Origin of the sequence: Mesobacterium hydrothermale (assembly GCF_035818635.1) — a bacterium.
Classification (GTDB): Bacteria; Pseudomonadota; Alphaproteobacteria; order Rhodobacterales; family Rhodobacteraceae; genus Mesobacterium_A; species Mesobacterium_A hydrothermale.
The window spans coordinates 12,994-34,901 of sequence record NZ_JAYLLH010000026.1; the positions used below are offsets into that span (position 1 = coordinate 12,994).

At 66.4% G+C, this 21,908-nt stretch carries 13 protein-coding genes; 3 read left to right on the plus strand and 10 right to left on the minus strand.

Annotation, left to right across the window (positions count from 1 at the left end):
- Window positions 1–13 precede the first annotated feature (13 nt).
- The 3 genes from VK792_RS15350 to VK792_RS15360 form a co-directional block, all read right to left on the minus strand.
- Window positions 14–808 (minus strand): sulfotransferase, encoded by a 795-nt coding sequence (locus VK792_RS15350; protein ID WP_326298606.1) that lies wholly within the window; start codon window positions 806–808, stop codon window positions 14–16.
- Between the two features lie 469 nt (window positions 809–1,277).
- The gene (galE, locus tag VK792_RS15355; protein WP_326298608.1) at window positions 1,278–2,267 is read right to left on the minus strand and encodes a UDP-glucose 4-epimerase GalE; all 990 of its coding nucleotides are present in this window, start codon (window positions 2,265–2,267) and stop codon (window positions 1,278–1,280) included.
- A 66-nt stretch (window positions 2,268–2,333) separates the two neighbouring features.
- Window positions 2,334–2,993: a hypothetical protein gene (locus VK792_RS15360; RefSeq protein WP_326298610.1), complete on the minus strand. Its 660-nt coding sequence runs from the start codon at window positions 2,991–2,993 to the stop codon at window positions 2,334–2,336.
- Window positions 2,994–3,172: 179 nt separating this feature from the next.
- On the opposite strand from VK792_RS15360, the gene VK792_RS15365 reads away from it, so the two are divergent.
- Window positions 3,173–5,860, plus strand: coding sequence for a DUF4214 domain-containing protein (locus VK792_RS15365; protein WP_326298612.1), 2,688 nt, complete (start codon window positions 3,173–3,175; stop codon window positions 5,858–5,860).
- A 259-nt stretch (window positions 5,861–6,119) separates the two neighbouring features.
- Complete coding sequence (locus VK792_RS15370) at window positions 6,120–8,630, plus strand: DUF4214 domain-containing protein (RefSeq protein ID WP_326298614.1); 2,511 nt, start codon at window positions 6,120–6,122, stop codon at window positions 8,628–8,630.
- 18 nt (window positions 8,631–8,648) lie between these two features.
- Here VK792_RS15370 and VK792_RS15375 read toward each other — a convergent pair whose 3' ends face one another.
- The gene (locus tag VK792_RS15375; RefSeq protein WP_326298616.1) at window positions 8,649–9,968 is read right to left on the minus strand and encodes a UDP-glucose dehydrogenase family protein; all 1,320 of its coding nucleotides are present in this window, start codon (window positions 9,966–9,968) and stop codon (window positions 8,649–8,651) included.
- Window positions 9,969–10,448: 480 nt separating this feature from the next.
- Here VK792_RS15375 and VK792_RS15380 point away from each other — a divergent pair, with 480 nt between their 5' ends.
- Window positions 10,449–16,043 carry a DUF4214 domain-containing protein gene (locus VK792_RS15380; RefSeq protein ID WP_326298617.1) on the plus strand — a complete coding sequence of 1,865 codons (5,595 nt, stop codon included), beginning with the start codon at window positions 10,449–10,451 and terminating at the stop codon, window positions 16,041–16,043.
- A gap of 78 nt (window positions 16,044–16,121) precedes the next feature.
- On the opposite strand, the gene rfbA is transcribed toward VK792_RS15380, so the two are convergent.
- The 6 genes from rfbA to VK792_RS15410 all read right to left on the minus strand — a co-directional run bounded on the left by rfbA (window position 16,122) and on the right by VK792_RS15410 (window position 21,472).
- A complete protein-coding gene (gene rfbA, locus VK792_RS15385) occupies window positions 16,122–16,994 on the minus strand; it encodes a glucose-1-phosphate thymidylyltransferase RfbA (protein WP_326298619.1) in 873 nt (290 codons plus the stop codon).
- The gene (gene rfbD, locus VK792_RS15390) at window positions 16,987–17,829 is read right to left on the minus strand and encodes a dTDP-4-dehydrorhamnose reductase (protein ID WP_326298621.1); all 843 of its coding nucleotides are present in this window, start codon (window positions 17,827–17,829) and stop codon (window positions 16,987–16,989) included. Before rfbD ends, rfbA begins: the two co-directional genes overlap by 8 nt.
- Before the next feature lie 53 nt (window positions 17,830–17,882).
- Complete coding sequence (rfbB, locus tag VK792_RS15395) at window positions 17,883–18,929, minus strand: dTDP-glucose 4,6-dehydratase (RefSeq protein ID WP_326298623.1); 1,047 nt, start codon at window positions 18,927–18,929, stop codon at window positions 17,883–17,885.
- A complete protein-coding gene (rfbC, locus tag VK792_RS15400; RefSeq protein ID WP_326298625.1) occupies window positions 18,926–19,489 on the minus strand; it encodes a dTDP-4-dehydrorhamnose 3,5-epimerase in 564 nt (187 codons plus the stop codon). The genes rfbB and rfbC overlap by 4 nt, the downstream gene beginning before the upstream one ends.
- 27 nt (window positions 19,490–19,516) lie before the next feature.
- Window positions 19,517–20,395, minus strand: a complete 879-nt coding sequence (locus VK792_RS15405) for a sulfotransferase family 2 domain-containing protein (RefSeq protein ID WP_326298626.1) — start codon at window positions 20,393–20,395, stop codon at window positions 19,517–19,519.
- A 66-nt stretch (window positions 20,396–20,461) separates the two neighbouring features.
- Window positions 20,462–21,472, minus strand: coding sequence for a replication initiator protein A (locus tag VK792_RS15410; protein WP_326298627.1), 1,011 nt, complete (start codon window positions 21,470–21,472; stop codon window positions 20,462–20,464).
- Window positions 21,473–21,908 lie beyond the last annotated feature (436 nt).

Below are 21,908 nucleotides of genomic sequence, written 5' to 3' on the forward strand. Positions count from 1 at the left end.
GCAACAAAAACGGTCAGAGCATTCCGGGCACGGGGGTCAGGGTCAGGTCCTGGCCATCCCAGTGATAGCCATATTGGCGCAGGCTTTCGTGGGCCATGGCGTAGATATAGGAAAGCACTTCGGGCGGGATGGATTTGTACTTGTCCATCGACCCGGCATTGATCGGCTGCCACAGCTTGATGCCGCCATGGCCGACCTCTCCCTCAAGATAGTTCTCGTGCGAGAACATCACCCGTTCGCTCCAGTCCAGACCAAGATGGGCAACGATCTTGCGCAGCCAGGTCTCAGGGTCCTGAACGAAATCCTCGTAGCGCAGGAACGGCAGACCATCGTGACGGTCCTGCAGCATCTTGCGGTTGTACAGCGCCAGGAAGCCGTCCAGAGTCTTGTCGCCCTGAGACATGACCTCCATCAGCGGATCGATCCGCGTGGCCCAACGCCGCTGCTGCTTGCGCTGACGGTCTGCCTGGTCGGGGTCCGGGGCAACGCGATGGGCGCTGGCCACCAGCGAGAACGGATTGCGGACCAGTGTGAAACCCTGGCGCGGGTAGGCATGGGTCCAGACCGCGTTCTTGAGCAGCAGAACGGTATTTTCGCCAATCGTCCGATGCGCCAGAAGCGGGTGGTCGGCGGGCAGGGACTGGCCTTCAAAATCTATAAGAAATCGGAAAAGCTCAAGGTCTTCCGGGGTATCGGGTTCGTTGATCTGGTGGACAACCTCAATGTCAGGGTGCGCATTCAGGCAGCGTTGAAGCAATGTTTCTCCAGACCGCGAAAAACTGGCCATGTGGAACACGGGAACTTCCATGTAGTGCGTTTCCCTTCTTCATTTTCCGTGTCGTAACTTTCGACACTTATATGAACGGGTATCTACAATGACAATTGCAAGCGTTACATCGGTACAGGATTTTTGGTTCATACCCTGATCGTCAACAGACCGTGCCAAACGTCACTCAACAGAGTTGCCTCAGGCGCGCACCGCTCCGGATTGGATTAGCTGTGGCCGGGGATCGCACCGGGGCCGGGCGCTGCCTGCATGGCGCAACCATGGGGCGACCACGGCGCAACACGGCCCGACCCATGGGGCGGGGAACCGCACCCATGGCAGAATCTCTCCATTGGATAACTCTCTGTTTTCTAATGGGAGTCGCACTTGAAGGTAGCGCGCACCGGGGCGAAGATACGGGTCCTATAAAGTTTGTTATGGTAAATGCGCTGTACGCAAGCGCTCTTCCTTTCCGGACATCCGGGTGTTCGGCGCTCAGGGCGATTGCCGCTCAGCGGTCCCCGCCATAGCCGCCCGACCTGTGCCAGCGCCAGGCATCGCCGATCATGTCGGCCATGGTCGACCGGTCCGGGCACCAGCCCAGTTCCTCGCCCGCGCGCACCGAGCCCGACACCAGCCGGGTGGCGTCGCCGGCGCGGCGCGGGCCTTCGCAGACCGGCACCGGGCGGTTGGTCACCACGCCCGCCGCGTCGATCACCTCGCGCACGGAAAAGCCGCGGCCGGTGCCCAGGTTGAAGGCGCGGCTGGGCTTGTCGGCCTCAAGCCAGCGCAGCCCCAGAACATGGGCCTCGACCAGGTCCATGACATGGACATAGTCGCGGATGCAGGTGCCGTCGGGGGTGGCGTAATCGGTGCCGTGGATGGTCAGCCCGGCGCGCTGACCGTCGATCGCCTGCAGGATCAGCGGCACCAGGTGGGTTTCGGGGAAATGCCATTCGCCGACCTCGGCCTCGGGGTCGGCGCCGGCAACGTTGAAATAGCGAAAGATCACATGACGCAGCCCGTGCGCCGCCTCGAAATCGCGCAGGATGTCCTCGACCGCACGTTTCGACGCGCCATAGGCGTTCAGCGGCTCTTGCAGGGTGTCTTCGTCCAGGGTCACGCCGTCATGTTCGCCATAGGTGGCGCAGGTCGACGAAAACACCACGTTGCGGCAGCCCGCGGCGACCGCCGCCTCGAACAGCGTGAGCGAGCCCAGCACGTTGTTGGCCCAGTAGCGGCCCGGTTCGGCCATCGCCTCGCCCACCTGGCTGAGGGCGGCGAAATGCATCACCGCGGCGGGCTTGTGGCGGGCGAACACCGCGTCCAGCCGGGCCCGGTCGCGCAGGTCGCCCGGCTCGAAGGGGCCGAATTTCACCGCCGCCTCCCAGCCGGTGACAAGGCTGTCATAGGTGACGGGGGTATACCCCGCCCGGGCCAGGACCTTGCAGGCGTGGCTGCCGATATAGCCCGCCCCGCCAGTTACCAGAATGGTCGTCACTTGCCCGGTTCTCCTGCAGTCCGCGTTGCCTGCGTTGCTACCAGACCGCCCGCGGGGGGCAACCCTTCATCGCCGCCCCAGCGCCAGCGACAGGCCCAGCGTGACCTGCGTGCCGAACCGCGCCGACCGGCGCAGGCGCAACGTGCCCAGCGGATCGCGGGCGGCGCCTGACCCGCCGCGCAGCCCCAGCTCGACCGCGGCAAAGGGATCGGACCAACGGTCGACCCGCTCCAGCGCGATGAGCGCCGAGGTGAACCTGCCCTGCGTCCCCAGCAGATCGACCCCGGCCGACAGCCCCGCCTCCAGCCGCAGCGGGCCAAGCGGGCCCAGGTCGGCGACGACCCCGGCCTCGGGGGTCAGCATCCAGTGGCTGATCCGCACCTGCATCGGGTCGCGCAGCACACCGATGCCCTCGGGCAGGCGATAGCGAGCGTGCCCGGTGGCCGCCCGCAGCCCCAGCCGCCAGTCCAGCCCCCCGGCCCCCGGCAGTGCCCCGCGCCAGCGCAGGCCCAGCCCCAGTTCGGAGGCGGCCCCGGGCACCACCCGCACCCCCAGCCCCGACGACAGGCTGTCGTGCAGCCCGCCGCCGGAACCGCCAGAGCCCCGCCCCGGCCCCAGGAACTGGTCCAGAGCACCCTGCATCAGGGGCAGATGGTGCCAGGTGCTGCCGCTCGACCACTCCAGCCGAAATTCGGCCGCGCGCGCCGGGACGGGCAGCGCCGACAAGGCAACCAGGGCGAGCAAAAAGGATTTGACAATACCGCACATTTCCCCGATTTATATTTTCCGAGGAGCAGGGTACCGGCCTTCCATCCGGGGAATTGTATTTCTGCTGAAATTGTATCTTTTTTACCGCGCCTGTTCCGGGTTTTCTTCTGGTGCGGCTTGACCAGGGGAAAATCCTTATGCCCGCCCCCAATCTTGTTCTCAGCACCAGCTTTCAAAGCGACAACAGCCTTCAGAACGATTTCCTGGGCAACCAGACGCTGCAGACCTTCACACTGGATCACCAGGCCGCCTGGGATGCAATCATCGCCGGCGGTCACCCGCTGGAGGCGGCGACAAACGCCGATCCGACCTCGATCCAGGCCACCCGCGTGATCTGGGGCAACCTGTCCAGCGACGGGGTTGAACTGACCGGCAGCGGGCTGGACCAGGTCTCGGACCTCGAAGCGCTGCAGGCCGCGCTGGAAAACGGCATTGCCTCGGGCGCCTTCGACACGCTGCGCGTGGTGGCCGGCGGCACCGAGATCGGCCGCCTGACCTTCACCACGGGGGCCATGACCCTGACCAGCGGCACCCAGGTGCTGAGCGTGTCGGGGGGGCTGCCGACCTCGATCCAGGGGCTGTACGACATGCTGCGGGTGCTGCCCGCCGTGGCCAATTTCAACGCCAACGACCCGGCGCTGACCGAGGCCATCGCGGTGCTGTCGGATTATGACATCGACACGCTTCGCCTGGTCGATGGCGACAGCGAACTGATCAACCTGTCGCTGGGCGCAACCCAGCTGTCCCTGACCGCGGTGGGCAACCAGCTGACGATCGACGGCACCTTCCCCACCAGCAGCCTTGGCGACATCCTGGGCATGTTGCGCCAGGCCGACCTGCTGGGCATGTCGGGCCAGCTCAACCAGCTCAGCGACCTGACCGGGGTGGCAATCACCGGCGCGCTGCTGGTGGATGCCGACGGCAACAGGCTGGCGGAAATCGACGGCCCGATCGAGGATGTGAACCCGGTGCATTTCACCACCGTGCACGTGGTGGGCACCGACGATCCCGACTACGGCGTCACCGTGCCGGTCTTCAACACCGAAGAGGCCAACGCGATCCTGATCGAAACCGGGGCCGGGTTCGACAGCGTGCTGGTCAACGCCTATGACCTGTACGAGGTCGCGCTGGCCCCGCTGACCATCGACCTGGGCGCCGATGGCGGCCTGCTGATGCTGCAAGGCGGCGAAGGCCAGATGGTCGAGGTCGATTTCGGCACCGGCCGGGTGATGGCCTCGGGCTACAACTCCGTGGGCATGGGGACCTATGAACTCGGCTTTGTCGGCAACCGGGTCGGAGCCGATGGCCAGGGCTTCTACGATGTCAAAGGCGACGACGGCAATTCCCAGTTCGGGCATGGCGGCATCAGCACGGTGGTGCGCTATGACGGCGGCGCGGGCACCGATATCTACGAACTGCACTGGGTCGATTTCGGCATTCCCCCCGTCGGCCCGGAAACCCGCGGCATCACCGAGGCGCAGTTCCTGGCCAACATGCAGATCTACAACCACGACGACAGCTTTCTCGAACTGGTCTACAGCGATGACCGCGGCACGCTGTCCGGCCCGGTCATGGGCCAGTTGCTGACCAACGTGGAACGGGTGCTGCTGAGCAATGGCGCCGGCGGCGCCATCGGCCATGACCTGGCCGACCTGGTGGCGCAGATCAATCCCGGCATGTTGCTGGGCACCGGCAATGCCGACAACATCTCGGGCCTGCGGACCCAGGCCGAGACCCTGCTGGGCCAGGGCGGCGACGACCTGCTGTGGGGCGACGGGTTCCAGGCAAACTACCAGCCCGACACCGCCGCCACGGTCTATCGCATTTATCAGGCGACACTGGACCGCGCCCCGGATATCGGCGGCCTGAACGACTGGACCGGCCGCCTGTCCCAGGCCGAGATCGACCTGCCCTCGGCTGTCGCGGGCTTTGTCAACTCGGCCGAATTCCAGGCCACCTATGGCGCGCTCGACAACGCCCAGTTCGTCGAACTTCTGTATCAGAACGTGCTGGGCCGCAGCGCCGACGCCGGCGGTCTGGCCGACTGGACCGGACGGCTCGACACCGGCACCAGCCGGGCGCAGGTGGTGCTGGGCTTTTCCGAAAGCACCGAGTTCAAGGCCAACACCGCGGCCGAGGCTGCGGCCTTTGCCCGCGATGCCGATCCGGCCAGCTGGTCGGACGAGATCTTCCGCGCCTACCGCGCCACGCTGGACCGCGACCCCGACATCGGCGGCTTTACCGACTGGGTCGGGCGGCTGTCGACCGGCACGCCGCTGGTCAATGCCGTGACCGGCTTTGTCAACTCGGCCGAATTCCAGGCCACCTATGGCCCGCTGGACAACGGCCAGTTCGTCGAACTGCTGTACCAGAACGTACTGGGCCGCGCCGCCGATGCCGGTGGCCTGTCGGACTGGACCGGGCGTCTGGCCAGCGGCACCAGCCGGGCGCAGGTCGTGCTGGGCTTTTCCGAAAGCACCGAGTTCAAGGCCAACATGGCCGAGCGGCTGAAGGACTGGATGCGGATGCAGGACAGCGGCGACACGATCATCGGCGGCAGCGATACCAACACTGTCGCCGGCGGGCTGTTCTCGGACACGTTCGTCTTCGAACCGGGTGACAGCATCGGCACCAGCGCGACCGTTGTCCTCGATCTCGAACCCTGGGACCGGGTGCAGTTCAGCGGCTTCATCTACGGCTCGGATCTCGATGCGCTGACCCAGATGACCCAGTCGGGCAACAACGTGGTTTTCTCTGATTACGGGGTAGAGATCACCTTCTTCAACACCACCCTGGCCGAGGTCGAAAGCGCGCTGACGCTGTAACCTGCCGCAAGCGTTCCCCCCCCCCGCGCGCCCGGTCCCGCATCCGGCCCGGCGCGCGGGGGATGCTTTTGCTGACCGGCGCACCCTCTGGCCTTGCCGGGCCGTTTCCCCTGCCCCATCCCGGTGCCAGTGCAAAGCCCCCGCAGGCCGGGGGCTGTGACCTAAAATTGTATTTACAAACGTGCGTTTAAAGGAATTATGAGCGCCAGCGCAGCGGGTCCGACCGATCCGGCTGGATTTTGCACAAGGATATTTCAACATGGCAATTACCCCGCAAAACGATGTCATCTTCGGCAGCGGCGATGGCTTCTTTGGCCGGCTTGGCAGCAGCCCGGCCTCGGCGGTGCTCAGCGATGGGCGCATCGCGCTGGTCTGGACCGAATACCAGTATCCCGGCGACGGCAGCATTCCCGGCATCGACTTCGATACCTGGACGCGGGTTCTGAACGCCGACGGCACCGCCGCGACCGAGGCCACGATCGTCAACGACACCCGCGTCGGGTCGCATGCCAAGCCCGAGGTCGTCGCGCTGCCCGATGGGGGCTATGCCGTCAGCTGGGTCGCCATGACCCGGGCCGAGGTCGCGGGCAGCGGCGACACGGTGTATCTCTATGACGCCTTCCTGCGCAGCTATACCGCCGCCGGCACCGCCGAAGGCCCCGCGGTGCAGGTGTCCGAACGCCAAAGCATCTTCGACCCGGCCGACCGAAACTCGATGCTGGCCAGCGAAGTTCAGACCCTGAACCTGGTCGACCGGGACGCGGGCGGCGCGGTTCTGGTCTATGCCCTGCGCGGCGGCGACGGTGCCTATGACGAAGACGGCACCTGGGCCCGGCTGATCGGCAACGATGGCCAGCCCACAGGCAACCCGGTGCGGATCTGGACCGGCAACGTCTTTTCGGTCGAAGCGGCGCAGCTGACCTCGGGCGATTTCGTCTTTATCGAATTTGCCGGGGATCTCTACGGCTACAACATCCGCCTGACCGGGGCGGCCCTGACCAACGCCCCCAGTTCGGTCGCGGGGGCCACCGGCCCGGTGGATCTGAGCCACGATCCACAGCCCGACCAGAACGCTGGCGGCTATGTCTCGGCACCGCGGGTCACGGCGCTGTCAGGGGGCGGCTTTGCCGTGGCCTATGGCTATAACGGACAGCTGGGCACCGATAACGATGAATCGATCCGGCTTGACCGGTTCGATGCCGCCGGACAGCTGCAATCGACCGTCACCATTGCCGTGCCCAACGACACCGTCCAGCAACCCGGCGAAATCCCCTATCAGATCCTGGGCCTGTCCGGCGGCCGGGTTCTGGTGACATGGAGCCACGCGGTGACCTATGGCGACACCGATATCAAGGGCGTGGTGGTCAATGCCGACGGCACCTTCGAAAGCGAACCGGCGGTGATCAATCCCAACACCACCGGTTATCAGTTGCTGGGCGATCTGGGCCTGCTGCCGACGGGCGATGCGTTCATGACGCTGGCCGACGCGTCCGGCACGCTGATCGGCGGGGTGGCCGACAACATGCACGGCCTGTTCCTGGACCTGCCCGCTGCCCCAACCGGCGGCGGTGGCGGCGGCGGCACCGAACCCCCGGCCGGCGTCCTCCGCACCGGCACAACCGGGCCGGACGCGCTGACCGGGACCGCGCAGGCCGACACGCTGATCGGGCTTTCCGGGTCGGATACGGTGTCGGGCGGGGCGGCGGCGGATGTGCTTTATGGCGACAGCTTCCTGGCGGCCTATGCGCCCGGCCCCGCGGCGCAGGTCTACCGGCTCTACCAGGCCACGCTCGACCGCGCGCCCGATGCCGGTGGCCACCTGGACTGGACCGGGCGGATCGCCGCCGGCGACATCGACATCCGCGCCGCCGCCGGGGGGTTCGTCAACTCGGCCGAATTCCAGGCCGTCTATGGCGCGCTGACCAACACCCAGTTCGTCGAACTGCTGTACCAGAACGTGCTGGGCCGCGCCGCCGATGCCGGCGGGCTGGCCAGCTGGGTCGGCCAGCTGGGTGGCGGCGCGACCCGCGCGCAGGTGGTCGTGGGGTTCTCGGAAAGCCCCGAATTCGTCTCTAACACGGCGGCAGAGGCCACGGCCTTCACCGCCGCGCGCAACCCCGCCGCCTGGTCGGACGAGGTGTTTCGCGCCTATCACGCCACGCTCGACCGCGATCCCGACCTGGGCGGCTTCACCGACTGGATCGGGCGGCTGGCGGGCGGCACGCCGCTGGTCAACACGATCTCGGGCTTTGTCAACTCGGCCGAGTTCCAGGCCACCTATGGCGCGCTGACCAACACCCAGTTCGTCCAGCAGCTCTACCAGAACGTGCTGAACCGCGCCGCCGATGCCGGCGGCCTGGCCAACTGGGTGGGCCAGCTGGATGGTGGCACAACCCGGGCGCAGGTGGTGCTGGGATTCTCCGAAAGCCCCGAGTTCGTGTCGAATATGCGCGCCCCGCTCGAGACCTGGATGCGCGCGCAGGGCCCCGACGACGTGCTGACCGGCGGCCCCGGCGACGACACGCTGGGCGGCGGCGCCTTTGCCGACCGTTTCGTCTTTGCCGCCACCGACGCGGGCCAGGACACGGTGCTGGACCTGGAAGCCTGGGACACGCTGGTCTTCGACGGTTTCGGCTATGCCGACGCCGCCGCCGCGCGCAGCCACATGACCCAGACCGGCGCCGACGTCAGCTTTGCCGACCAGGGCGTCACCGTCCTGCTGGCCAACACCCAGTTGGCACAGATCAGCGATGACATGATCGCGGTGTAAGCCGGAACAGGGTCTGGTTCAGACCTCGAAGCCAGCCCGGCCGATGCTGTCATAGGCCACGAACCCGGCGTCGCGGGCGGCTTCGGCGGAATAGATGTTGCGCAGGTCCGCCAGCCGCGGCACCGCCATCATGCCCGCCAGCCGCGACAGGTCGAGCGCGCGGAACTCGTTCCATTCGGTCAGGATGACCAGCAGGTCGGCGCCCGCGGCGGCGGCATAGGCGTCGGCCTCCCAGCGGACGCCGGGCAACAGCGCCTCGCCCTCGCGGCGGCCCTGTGGATCGGTCACCGTGACCTGCGCGCCGCCACCGACCAGCGCCGGAACGATGGTCAGGCTGGGGGCTTCGCGCATGTCGTCGGTGTTGGGCTTGAACGTCACCCCCAGTACCGCCACCCGGGCGCCGTTGAACGACCCGCCGCACAGGTCGCGCAGCTTGCCGATCATGCGGCGCTTGATCTCTTCGTTGATGTCGATCACCGCCTCGGTGATGCGCATCGGCACGCCGTGATCCTGCCCGATCCGCGACAGCGCGCGGGTGTCCTTGGGAAAGCACGACCCGCCATAGCCCGGCCCGGCATGCAGGAAGGTCTTGCCGATCCGCCCGTCCAGCCCCATCCCCCGCGACACCTGTTTGACATCGGCGCCGACCTTTTCGCACAGCGCCGCGATTTCGTTGATGAAGGTGATCTTGGTCGCAAGGAACGCGTTGGCGGCGTATTTGATCATCTCGGCGCTTTCCAGGTCGGTGGTGACGATCGGGAAATCGCGCAGGTAAAGCGGGCGATAGATCTCTTCCATGACCTGCGCCGCACGGGCGCTTTCGACCCCGACGATGACCCGGTCGGGGCGCATGAAATCGTCGATCGCGGCGCCTTCGCGCAGGAATTCGGGGTTCGAGGCCACGTCGAAATCCAGCCCCGGGTTGGCGGCCGCGACCACCCGGGCCACCTGCCGGTTGGTGCCCACCGGCACGGTCGACTTGGTCACGATGACCACCGGGCCCTGCGCGGTGCGGGCGATGTCCTCGGCCGCGGCCATGACATATGTCAGGTCGGCATGGCCGTCACCGCGCCGGGTCGGGGTGCCGACCGCGATGAACACCGCCTGCGCGCCGGCCAGCGCCGCCGGCAGATCGCCGGTGAAGGACAGCCGCCCGGCGGCCACGTTCCGCGCCATCATCTGATCGAGCCCCGGCTCATAGATCGGCACCTCGCCGCGGGTCAGCAGGGCGATCTTGGCCGGGTCCTTGTCGACGCAGACCACCTCGTGGCCGAAATCGGAAAAGCAGACCCCCGAGACAAGCCCGACATAGCCCGTGCCGATCATTGCGATTTTCATACCGGTTCTCCCGTTCTGCCCTGCGGCCCGATCCGGCCCCGCTTATCCCGACCCGGCCGCGGGGAAGTCAAGCACCCTCGCCGACCGGACCGGCCGGTTTCCGCCCCCGGGACCGCGCGCAGGCCGGGGTTGACAAAGCCGAGTCACCGGGCGGGGCGGGTGTTTTCCGCCGCCGCCCCGCGCCTGACAGGTCTGGCGACGGTTTGCCAAAAAAGTTGCCTTTTTTGTCGGCGCTTGTCCCGGCCCCGTGCGCCGCTGCGGCGCGGCGGGGTTTTTCCTTGCACCACGCCCGGTTAGGCCGCAGCGCTGTCGCCGGCAGGGAAACAGACTGTCGCTTACAAGCCGCACCTTGGCCTCAATCGTAACGTTTTCCCAACCCAGGATTGCTCTGACGAAAGCCAGGCAGGCAAAAACCTGTCATAAATGTCATGCCGGAAGGCATCTTTTCCATCCACCAGACCACTCCGGGGCCGTTTTCTCATGGATACTCTTTTCGACGACGGCACCGCACTGCAGCCCCCGCTTTCCGCGGCGTTCGAACCGAACGACAGCGTGACAACCGCAGCGACGATCGACTCGGGCAGTTACACGATCACCGGGGAAGGCCAGGACTGGTACCAGTTCGACGTGCAGGCCGGCTATTTCGAAGTGACGATGACGCCGGACGATCCGACGCAGAACTACAACCTTGTGCTGCGCAATGCCAGCAACGCGCCGATCGCCGCGAATTTTACCGACAACGGCGCCGAAACGATTTCCCAGATGCTGCCCACCGCGGGCACCTATTACCTGTTCATCTCGACCGCGCAGTTCGGGGCCAACCCGCCCGCGGGCACGGCGCTGAACTACACGCTGAACCTGGACCTGCCGCAAGAGGTGCCGGCCGACAACAACAACACCATGACCACGGCCACGCTGCTGGCCGAGGGCAGCCACCAGATCCTCGGGCGCGAGGTCGACTGGCATCAGCTGGACGCCACCGCCGGGTTCATGACCGTCAACATGACCGCGCAGGCCCTGCTGGACGACGCCCGCGACACCCGCGACGACCCGCGCGACCTGAACCTGGCGCTGTTCAACAGTGCCGGGCAGGTGGTGGCCTCCAGCCCGTCGTCGGGCAACAGCGAAAACTTCACCTACCTGATCCCGGCCGACGGCACCTATTTCCTGCGGGTGATGACGGCGCAGTTCGGCACCGGCGCGCCCGATGGCACCGTGCTCAGCTACAGTCTCGATGTCGATTACGCCGAGCCGCTGACCCCCGATGGCAACGACAGCCTGACCACCGCCAGCCCCCTGGCCGAAGGCACAACCGCCTTCAGCGGCACCGGGCAGGACTGGCACCGCATCGACAGCACCTCGGGGCTGCTGGGGCTGACCCTGACCCCGGATGAAACCACCTGGCCCGATGGCCGCCCGGTGCAGCTGAACCTGACCCTGTTCAATTCCTCGGGCGTGGTGATCGACTCGGGTGGGGCTGGCGACGGCATCAAGTCGATCAGCAAGCTGCTGTCGCAGGACGGCACCTATTACGCCCGGGTGTTCTGGGCCGACCGGCCCGACGGGGTCGACAACGTGCCGCTGAATTATACCCTGGCGCTGGATCTGCCCGACGTCGGCGGGGCCGAGGACAACGACACCCGCTCCACCGCCGACACCCTGACCGAAGGCACCGCCAGCCACACCGGCACCGGTATCGACTGGTACCGGTTCGAAAGCCTGTCGGGGGTGATCAACCTGTCGCTGACCGAAACCGGCACCGCCCCCGACGGCAGCGCGATGCACCTCAACATGGTGCTGGAGGCCGAAGACGGCACCACCCTGGGCTCGGCCAGCGGCCCGACCGCGACCAAGGACATCAGCCGGCTGGTGGGCAGCAACGGCACCTATTACCTCAAGGTGTTCTGGGAAACCTACCCCGATGGCGCGCCCAATGGCACGCAGCTGCAATACGACCTGACGCTGGATCTGCCCGCGGCCAACACCCCCGAGGAAAACGACACCCCCACCACCGCACCGCTGCTGCCCGAGGGCACCGGATCGTTCACCGGCACCGGGGTCGACTGGCACCGGATCGAAAGCCCCTCGGGGCTGATCAACTTCTCGCTGACCGAAACCGGCACCGCCCCTGACGGCACCGCGATGACCCTGAACATGGTGCTGACCGATATCGACGGCACGGTGCGCGCCTCGACCGACAGCGGCGCCACCACCAAGACGCTCAGCAACCTGATCGGCACCGGCGGGACCTATTTCCTCAAGGTGTTCTGGGCCCCCTACCCCTATGGCGCGCCCAATGGCGTGGAATTGAAATACGATCTGACGCTGGATCTGCCCGCCAACAACGAAGGCGAAGCCAACGACAGCCGCGCCACCGCCCCCACCCTGGACGAGGGCACCACCTCTTTCACCGGCACCACCGTCGACTGGCACCGGATCGAAAGCCCCTCGGGGCTGATCAACTTCTCGCTGACCGAAACCGGCACCACCCCCGATGGCGATCCGATGACGCTGAACATGGTGCTGGAAAACGCCTCGGGCGATCAGTTGGCCTCGGTCGACAGCAACAGCAGCACCAAGACCCTGAGCAAGCTGCTGGGCAGCGACGACACCTATTTCCTCAAGGTGTTCTGGGCGCCCTTCCCCAGCGGCGCGCCCAATGGCGTGCAGTTGCAATACGACCTGACGCTGGATCTGCCCGACATCGACGCGGCCGAGCCGAACGACAGCCGCGACACCGCCCCGACCCTGGCCGCGGGCACCACCAATCACACCGGCACCGGGGTCAACTGGCACCGCATCGACAGCCCGTCGGGCCTGCTGAACCTGTCGATGACCCAGAACAGCACCGCCCCCGACGGCACCGAGATGAACCTCAACATCGTGCTGGAAGACGCCGATGGCATCCAGCTGGCCTCGAACGACAGCCTCGACGCGATCAAGACGCTGGCCGACCTGCTGCCGCGCGACGGCAGCTATTACCTCAAGGTGTTCTGGGCGCCCTTCCCCAACGGCGCGCCGAACGGCACCCAGCTCAGCTATGCGCTGACGCTGGACCTGCCCACCGCGGACCCGGCCGAGGCCGACGACGTGCAGTCCACCGGCACGCTGGTGACCGCCGACACCACGCTCGCGAACCATACCGGCACCGATGTCGACTGGTACCGGATCGTTTCCGGCCCGGGCATGATGAAATTCAACATGAGCCACCTTGCCGGCACCGCGCCGGATGGCGAGCTGATGGATCTCAACATGCAGCTGTACGACGCCAACAACCAGCCGGTCGGCGGCGAGGCGATCGATTTCGCCGACGAAAGCTTTACCGTGCTGGCGCCGGTGACGGGGACCTATTACCTCAAGGTGTTCTGGGCCCCGTTCCAGAACGGCGCGCCCAACGGCACACAGCTGCGCTACAGCCTGGACATCGACCTGCCCGACAACACCTGGTCGACGCAGCTTGATTTCGGCCCGGTGCGCAACGCTTCGGTCGCGGCCTATGACATCGACAAGGACGGCAAGGACGAGATCTTCGTCGGCACCTCCAAGGCCTTCGACACCGACGCCAACGAGATCCGCCCCGGCGGCCTGATCGTGCTCGAGGATGACGGCACCGTCAAATGGACCAAGACCTTCGCCGCCTATGACCAGCCCGATCCCAACACCGGCAAGATCTACAACACCACCTCGGTGTCGACCCAGCCGGTGTTCTCGGATGTCAACGGCGACGGCACGATCGACATCATCGTCGGCGTCGGTGCCGACAACCGGTCGGATTTCGGCGCCGCGTCGCAGCCCGGCGACCTGGGCGGGCTTTACGCCGTGGATGCGGCGGGCAACACGCTGTGGTTCCACCAGACCAAGGACAGCTTCGGCGGCAGCGACACCGGCCCCGACGGCCGCCCCGACGGGGTCTACAGCGCGCCGCGGATCTTCGACATCGACGCCGATGGCGTGCGCGAGGTGATCTTCACCTCGTGGGATCATTATCTCTATATCCTCGACGGCCGCACCGGCAGCGTCGAGAAATCGGTCGACCTGCACGACACCGCGGGGGCCACCCCGGCGGTGGCCGATCTCGACAACGACGGGATCTACGAACTGGTCGTGCCGGCCGACATCACCACCAACGTGGCCGCGGGCCTGCCCGACCAGGGCGGCATCCTGCACGTGATGACCAATTACGGCCAGGCCATCGTGCCGGGCTGGGATGGCCAGGTGGCCGACTCCACCTCGGCCGATTTCCGCGGCAAGTTCGAACCGCAGTCGCTGTGGTCCAGCCCGAAGATCGTCGATCTGGACCGCGACGGCACGGTGGAAATCATCCAGGGCACCGGCAACTTCTTCCTCGACGATCGCGGCCAGTACGTGAAGATCTGGAACGCCGACGGCACCCTGCGCCAGCAGCTCAACACCACCGGCCGGGTGCTTGCCTCGCCGCTGGTGGCCGACCTCGACGGCAACGGCACCTACGAAATCATCGCCGCCACCGTGCAGGGCCATGTCCATGCCTTTGCCTCGAACGGCACCCAGCTGTTCGACACCGAGGTGCTGCCCTACAATGACGACACGCTGAACGGGGTCCCGCAGGATCTGCCGATCGCCCGCCAGCCGGTCGCGGTGGACATCGACAATGCCGACGGCGACCTGGAAATCCTGGTCTCGATCGGCAGCCAGGTCATCATCCTCGACAGCGACGGCACCCAGCTGACCAACCAGGATCTGCCGGAACGCGCCTTCAGCACCTATGCCGGCTCGCCGGTGGCCAAGGATATCGACGGCGACGGCAAGCTCGACATCGTTTCGGGCGGGACCACGCTCAGCAACGACCAGGCGGTGATCTTCCGGTTCGAGAACACCACCGACGTGACCGCCACCGACTATCGCACCTCGGAATACCAGGGCCGCCAGTCGCTGCATGAAATCCAGGCCTTCGTCGACCGGTTCTATTCCACGATCCTGGGCCGCAATGCCGATCCGGGCGGGCTGAACGACTGGACCGACAAGCTCTATACCGGGGTGCAAAGCGGCGCCAACGTGGCCCGCGGCTTTATCTTCAGCCAGGAATTCATCAGCCGCGGCACCACCAACGAAGAATACGTGAACACGCTTTACGCCGCCTTCTTCGGGCGGCCCGCCGACCCCGGCGGCTTCAGCGGCTGGATGACCCAGCTGACCAACGGCGCCACCCGCGCCGAGGTGCTCGACGGTTTCATCGGCAGCCGCGAATTCATCAACCTGTCGAATTCCTACGGCATCCGCGCCAACACCAGCTTCGGCGCCTATTCCGACGATGCGGTGATCGTCGGCAATGCCGAAGATTCCAACGTGCTGCGCGGCGGGGCGGGCAACAACACGCTTTACGACGAAGGCACCACGGTGATCGAACAGGATGCCGCAAACGAGGCGGTGTTCGGCCAGGTCTATCGCATCTACGGTGCGACGCTGGGCCGGATCCCCGATTCCGGCGGCTTCCTGTCGTGGTACAACGGCCTGACCAAGCCGGTGGAAACCGGCGGTGTGACCCTGTTGCAGGCGATCACCGGCTTCGTCAATTCGACCGAATTCCAGAACACCTATGGCACGCTGACCAACAGCGCGTTCGTCCAGCTGCTCTATCAGAACGTGCTGGGCCGCCCCGCCGATCCTGGCGGGCTGGCCTATTGGACCGGCCGCCTCGACGATGGCGACAGCCGCGCGCAGGTGGTTCTGGGCTTCTCGGAAAGCGGCGAATACCGCGCTGCCACCAATTCCGAACTGGACAACTACATGCGGTCGATCCAGCCCAAGTGGAAGGACGTGCTGGAAGGCGGCGCCGGCGACGACGCGATGAACGGCGGCATCGGCTCGGACATCTTCGTGTTCCGCGCCGGCCAGGGCGGCAACGACACGATCCACGGCTTCGAGCCCTGGGATCAGTTGCAGCTGTCGGGCTTCGGCTTCAGCCAGGCCTCGCAGCCCCTGTCGCACATGACCCAGTCGGGCGCCGACGTGGTGTTCAGCTTTGGCGGCCAGACCATCACCTTCCTCAACACCGCCCTGTCCGAGATGAGCCGGGTGAAATACAACCTGTCGTGACTGCGCACACGGCACCAGGCAAACGGGGGCCCGCGGGCCCCCGTTTCGTTTCTGTCAGGCAGGGGTCCTGCCGCGGTCTCAGTCGCACAGCCGCAGCAGGTACGCGCCGTAGTCGTTCTTGCCGAACATCGCGGCCCGGGCGCGCAGCGCCTCGGCGTCGATCCAGCCCTGCTGCCAGGCGATCTCGTCGGGGCTGCCGATCTGCTGGCCCTGGCGTTCCGACAGGGTGCGCACGAAATTGCCCGCGTCCAGCAGGCTGGCATGGGTGCCGGTGTCGAGCCAGGCATAGCCCCGGCCCATCTGCTGCACCTGCAACTGCCCGTCGGCCAGGTACATTTCCAGAAGCGACGTGATCTCCAGTTCGCCCCGCGGCGACGGCGCCACCTGGCGCGCCCGCGCCGGGGCGCTGCCATCGAGGAAATACAGCCCGGTCACCGCATAGCGCGACGGCGGCACCTCGGGTTTCTCAACGATCGCGCGCACGGTGCCGTCCGCGGCGAAATCGACCACGCCATAGCGCTGCGGATCGACCACGCGATACCCAAAGACCGTGCCGCCCACCGGCTGGGCATCGGCCGCGGCCAGCAGTTCCGGCAGGCCATGGCCGAAAAAGATGTTGTCGCCCAGCACCATCGCGCTTAGTGCCCCGTCCAGGAACGGCTCGGCCAGGATATAGGCCTGCGCCAGCCCGTCGGGCGAGGGTTGCTCGATATAGGTAAAGGACAGGCCCCACTGGCTGCCGTCGCCCAGGGTGCGGCGGAACTGGTCCTGGTCCTGCGGCGTGGTGATGATCGCGATCTCGCGGATGCCGGCCAGCATCAGCACCGACAGCGGGTAATAGATCATCGGCTTGTCATAGATCGGCACCAGCTGTTTCGACAGGCCCAGGGTGATCGGGTACAGCCGCGTGCCCGACCCCCCCGCCAGAATGATGCCCTTGCGCTCAGCCATGCCCCAACTCCTTCAGCACCGCGGCCAGTCCGGCCTTCCAGTTGGGCGGGGTAATCCCGAAATCTGTCGCCAGTTTGGCGCAATCGAGCCGGGAATTCAGCGGCCGCGCCGCGGGCGTCGGGTAATCGCGGGTCGCAATGCCGGTGACCGTCACCGCCCGCCCCGCCCCGGCAAAGGTTTCGCGCGCGAAACCTGCCCAGCTGGTAAAAGGCTGACCCCCGTAATGATAGGTGCCCCCCGGCTGGCCGTCGCGCAGCCGCGGTGCCAGCGCCAGCAGCGTGGCAGTGATGTCGGCGGCCGGTGTCGGACAACCGACCTGGTCCTCGACCACGCTCAGCGCGTCGCGGGTCTCCGACAGCCGCAGCATGGTCTTGACGAAATTGTTGCCGTGGCTGGAAAACACCCAGGCGGTGCGCAGGATGATATGGACGCCGCCCGCCGCCCGCACCGCTTCCTCGCCCGCCAGCTTGGTCCGGCCATAGGCGTTTTGCGGTTGCACAGGGTCTGTTTCGCGCCAGGGCCTGTCGCCATCCCCGGCAAAGACATAGTCGGTCGAGACATGCAGGAACGGGATCCCGCGCCCCGCGCATTCCCGCGCCATGGCGCCGGGGGCGTCGGCGTTGATCACATGGGCCTCGGCCTCGTGATCCTCGGCGGCGTCGACGGCGGTCCAGGCGGCCGCGTTGATCACCGCCGTTGGCGCATGGGCGGCAATCGCCGCGGCACAGGCCGCCGGGTCGGACAGGTCGGCCTGCGCCCGCCCCAGCGCCACGACATCGGCCTGGCGCTGCAATTCGCGCGCCACCTGGCCGGTTTTGCCGAAGACAAGGATCATGCTGTCCCTTTCATCTTTCCGGAAATACTCAAATTCCCCGCGGGCCAAACCGCTCAGCCGGTGCCCAAACGGTGACCGACCCCGTCACGGGCCTGCAACGCGCGCCACCAGGGTTCGTTGTCCAGGTACCATTGCACCGTGCGCCGCAGCCCTTCCTCGACCGTGACCGACGGACGCCAGCCCAGTTCGGCGCGGATCCGCGCCGGGTCGATCGCATAGCGCGCATCGTGCCCGGGCCGGTCGGTGACAAAGGTGATCTGGTCGGCATAGCGGCCGCTGGCCTTGGGGCGCAGGTCGTCAAGGATGGCGCACAGGGTCTCGACCAGTTCCAGGTTGCTGCGTTCGTTCTCGCCGCCGATGTTGTAGCTGCGCCCGACCGCGCCCTTTTCCACCACCACAAGCAGCGCGTCGGCGTGGTCCTCGACATAAAGCCAGTCGCGCACGTTCGACCCGTCGCCGTAGATCGGCAGCGGCTTGCCCGCCAGCGCGTTCAGGATCACCACCGGGATCAGCTTTTCGGGAAAGTGATAGGGGCCGTAATTGTTGGAACAGTTGGTCAGCACCACCGGCAGGCCATAGGTCTCGTGCCAGGCCCGCACCAGGTGGTCCGACGACGCTTTCGAGGCGGAATAGGGACTGCGCGGGTCATAGGGCGTGTCTTCGGTGAACTTCACCGACGGGTCGGCGGGCAGCGACCCGAAGACCTCGTCGGTCGAGATGTGGTGAAACCGGAACCCGTCGGGACAGCCCTGCCGGTCCCACAGCGCGCGGGCCGATTGCAGCATGTTGTAGGTGCCCATCACGTTGGTCTCGATGAACACGCCGGGCCCGTCAATCGACCGGTCGACATGGCTCTCGGCGGCCAGGTGCATGATCGCGTCGGGGGCGTGGCGCGCAACGCAGGCCTCGACCGCGGCCGCGTCGCGGATGTCGACCTGCTCAAAGGCGTAAAGCGGGCTGTCCGCGACCATGGCCACGTTGTCGAGGCAGGCGGCATAGGTCAGCGCATCCAGGTTGACCACCTGGTGGCCGCGCGCGATGGCCAGCCGCACCACCGCCGATCCGATGAACCCGGCGCCGCCGGTGACGAGGATCTTCATGCCGGCTCTCCATCATAGTCAAAGGGCGAGGTCCAGTCGGCAAAGGCCGGCGCCTCGGCATCCTTGCCGCTCAGCAGCGCCGCGCCGTCCCAGGGCCAGTCGATGCCGCAGCTGTTCCACAGCACCGCGCCTTCGCAGTCGGGTTCGTAGAAATCGGTGCATTTATAGACCACCTCGGTCATCGGCTGCAGGGTGACGAAACCATGCAGGAAGCCCGGCGGCACCCAGAGCTGGCGGCCGTTTTCATAGGACAGCTCGACCCCGACCCACTGGCCATAGCGCGGCGAGCCGCGGCGCACGTCCACCGCCACGTCATACAGCGCACCGCGGCCGCAGCGCACCAGCTTGCCCTGGGCATGGGGCGGGGCCTGGTAATGCAGCCCGCGCACGGTGCCGGGGTGTTCCGACATCGAATGGTTGTCCTGCACGAAATCCAGCGCCAGCCCGACCGCGGCCATGCGCCGGGCGCTCCAGCTTTCAGCAAAAAAACCCCGGGCATCACCGAAACGGCGGGGGGTGAGGATCTTCACCTCGGGCAGGGCGGTGTCGGTGACGTCCATGAAAGCTGTCCTTTGCTGGTGGCGGGGTCAGGCGCCGGGACGGGGATACTCGAAAAGATCGAAGTCGGCAGCATAGACTTTCTCGATCGTGGCCCGCACCCCCGGCTGTGCCAGAAAGGCCCGGGTGTCGGGGCGCTTGCTCTTGTTGGTGCGCAGCCCGTCCATGTCGGCCGGCAGCGGCCGGTCCAACCGCACCGACAGGTCGCGGGCGAACCGCGGCAGGTCCTCGGTCCGGCCGACAAGGTCGGGCTTGTAGATCGCCGGCCGGATGTGCAGCGCCTGCGGCAGCCAATGCGCATCCAGCGTGTCGGCCCCCGGGCCGTCGGCGATCGCGCCGATATAGGCGACGAAGCGGGCAAAGCCCGCGGGCGTGCCGGCGTCGCGGTCCCAGTCCATCCCGGCCAGCGCGTTGATCCGCAGCCGTTCGGCCAGGAACCGCCGGTCCCCCACCTCGTGGCTGCGGCAAAGGTAGAAAAACGCCGACAGCAGCCGCGAACAGGGGTCGCGCACCGTCGCCAACGACAGGCCGGGAAACTCCAGGAAGGCCGGATAGCGGTCTTTCTCGCGCAGCGCGTTGGAATACAGCCCGGCATCAAGCATGGAAAACAGCGCCAGGTCGGGATGCTGGTTGCCGGTCTGTCCCGGGTCGACGCGGCACGAGAATCGGGTGCCGTATTCGATTTCGAACAGCAGGTTCAGCACGAAGGTATTGCCCGATTTGCCGTTCAGCTGATAGCGCCAGGCTCGGCTGGGCGGGAACCAGATATGATGCACGAACCGCTGCGCCGCCTCGGGGCTGCGGAACGCGTCGGGAAACAGCGTGAGCAGCCCCGGCAACGGTGCCGGCAACTGCCCGGGCTTGCGCCTGGCACCGCGCGGCGGAAACAGCCGGTTTTCGATACTCATCTCATTTCCCTTTCGGTCCTGTCTCTTGCCGGTCCCCCGGTACGCCCGGGGATCTCCTGCACGGGGTCACGCCCGCCGGCTCCGCACCCAGCCCAGAAAGGCCTTGTCGGGGCTTTGCAGCGCCACCCGCCCGGTGCTGTCCCAGAACGCGCGCCAGTCGGCGGCCAGGGCATGGACATCGGCCCCCGGCATCAGCCCGCGCGCGGCCTCGAGCGCGGATTCGGACAGCACCGGTCCGTTGCCCGGCGCCACCACCTGGCCCTGGCGTTCGAACACCATCCGGTCGCCCGGCGCCTCGGACATGTCATAGTCGGGCAGGTTGGCATCCTGGATCATCCGGCGCAGCGCGGCGCGGAACACCCGCAGCGGCGCGGTCGAACCGGCCTTCTTGTGCAGCACCGTCACCGACACCGTCCAGCTCGATTGCCGGCCGCAATGCTTGCGGACCAGTTCATAGATCCGCCGTTCCAGCGGCTTGCGCAGGCGAAAGTAATCGCGCGACAGCGTCAGCACCGATTTCGACAGCACCGCGCGATAGAGCCAGTCCGACAGGGTCACGCTGACGCTGACCATGCGCCCGCCGCGCGACCGCCGGACGATTTCCCAAGCCTCGATCAGGCCGAAGCCGCGGGTGGTTTCGATCCCGCCGGTTTCCAGGTTGGTGGTGATGCGGGTGCCGGCCAGCCGCTCGAATGCCTCGCGCAGGCGGGCATAGCCATCGCCCGAGGTGTCGCGGTTGGTGGCCACCAGCAGGTCATGGGCCTTGAGCGTCAGCTGCCGCGACACCGCCCGGCCCATGTTCAGCGCCGCCATCAGCTGGCTGACGCAATAGATCAGGATGTCCTTGTCATGGATCGTCGCCCGGCCCTTGACCGAGGGCGTGACCTCGACCGTGGTGCCGTTGTGCTCATAGCTCAGCACCCGCCGGTCCGGCCGCGTCGAAAGCGAGAAGATCGGATGTTCCATCGAGCCAAGATCGCCCTTGGGCGTGGCGTCGAAGATATCGCAGATAAAGAAATCCGCGGTCGGATGGCGGTCGGGCAAAAGCCCCGCGCCGCCGCCACTGCCTGCTGTCATGGCCTGTCCCTTGCCTGTCCTGCTCTGCGCGCGCCGGGGCACCCCGGCCATGCCCCTGCCCCCCTGCCGATGTTGCGACTCGGCTTTCGGGGTTTCAGTGACACCTATGTAAAGTTATCCACAGGCGCCTGTCCACTGTGGCTTCGGGGGATCGGAGTCGGCGGCTCGGGGGATTGGAGTCGCCCGTTCGGGGGATCAGAGTCGCCCAAGCCCCACAGGATGGAAAAAAGGCAAGCATTCTCAGGTTCTTAGAAAAACCGCCTCTTGCCTTAACTATAAAAATAACAGGAAAATAACTCCATCCCCCAGGAAACCCCGCCCTGCCCCAGACCCCAGAGCCTTTGGCAATGCCCTGAATATGCTTGGAAAATACAAGCTTGTACGCATTTCTGTTGGATGTGCGGGGTTTTTGGATATACTCGTAAAAAAAGCGAAC

Bases quoted from the DNA above. Each gene is read 5' to 3' on its own strand.
- VK792_RS15350 (WP_326298606.1), bottom strand. From the start codon at position 808: ATGGAAGTTCCCGTGTTCCACATGGCCAGTTTTTCGCGGTCTGGAGAA.
- rfbB (WP_326298623.1), bottom strand. From the start codon at position 18,929: ATGAAGATCCTCGTCACCGGCGGCGCCGGGTTCATCGGATCGGCGGTG.
- rfbD (WP_326298621.1), bottom strand. From the start codon at position 17,829: ATGATCCTTGTCTTCGGCAAAACCGGCCAGGTGGCGCGCGAATTGCAG.
- VK792_RS15380 (WP_326298617.1), top strand. From the start codon at position 10,449: ATGGATACTCTTTTCGACGACGGCACCGCACTGCAGCCCCCGCTTTCC.
- VK792_RS15405 (WP_326298626.1), bottom strand. From the start codon at position 20,395: ATGAGTATCGAAAACCGGCTGTTTCCGCCGCGCGGTGCCAGGCGCAAG.
- VK792_RS15370 (WP_326298614.1), top strand. From the start codon at position 6,120: ATGGCAATTACCCCGCAAAACGATGTCATCTTCGGCAGCGGCGATGGC.
- VK792_RS15365 (WP_326298612.1), top strand. From the start codon at position 3,173: ATGCCCGCCCCCAATCTTGTTCTCAGCACCAGCTTTCAAAGCGACAAC.
- rfbC (WP_326298625.1), bottom strand. From the start codon at position 19,489: ATGGACGTCACCGACACCGCCCTGCCCGAGGTGAAGATCCTCACCCCC.
- VK792_RS15410 (WP_326298627.1), bottom strand. From the start codon at position 21,472: ATGACAGCAGGCAGTGGCGGCGGCGCGGGGCTTTTGCCCGACCGCCAT.
- rfbA (WP_326298619.1), bottom strand. From the start codon at position 16,994: ATGGCTGAGCGCAAGGGCATCATTCTGGCGGGGGGGTCGGGCACGCGG.
- VK792_RS15375 (WP_326298616.1), bottom strand. From the start codon at position 9,968: ATGAAAATCGCAATGATCGGCACGGGCTATGTCGGGCTTGTCTCGGGG.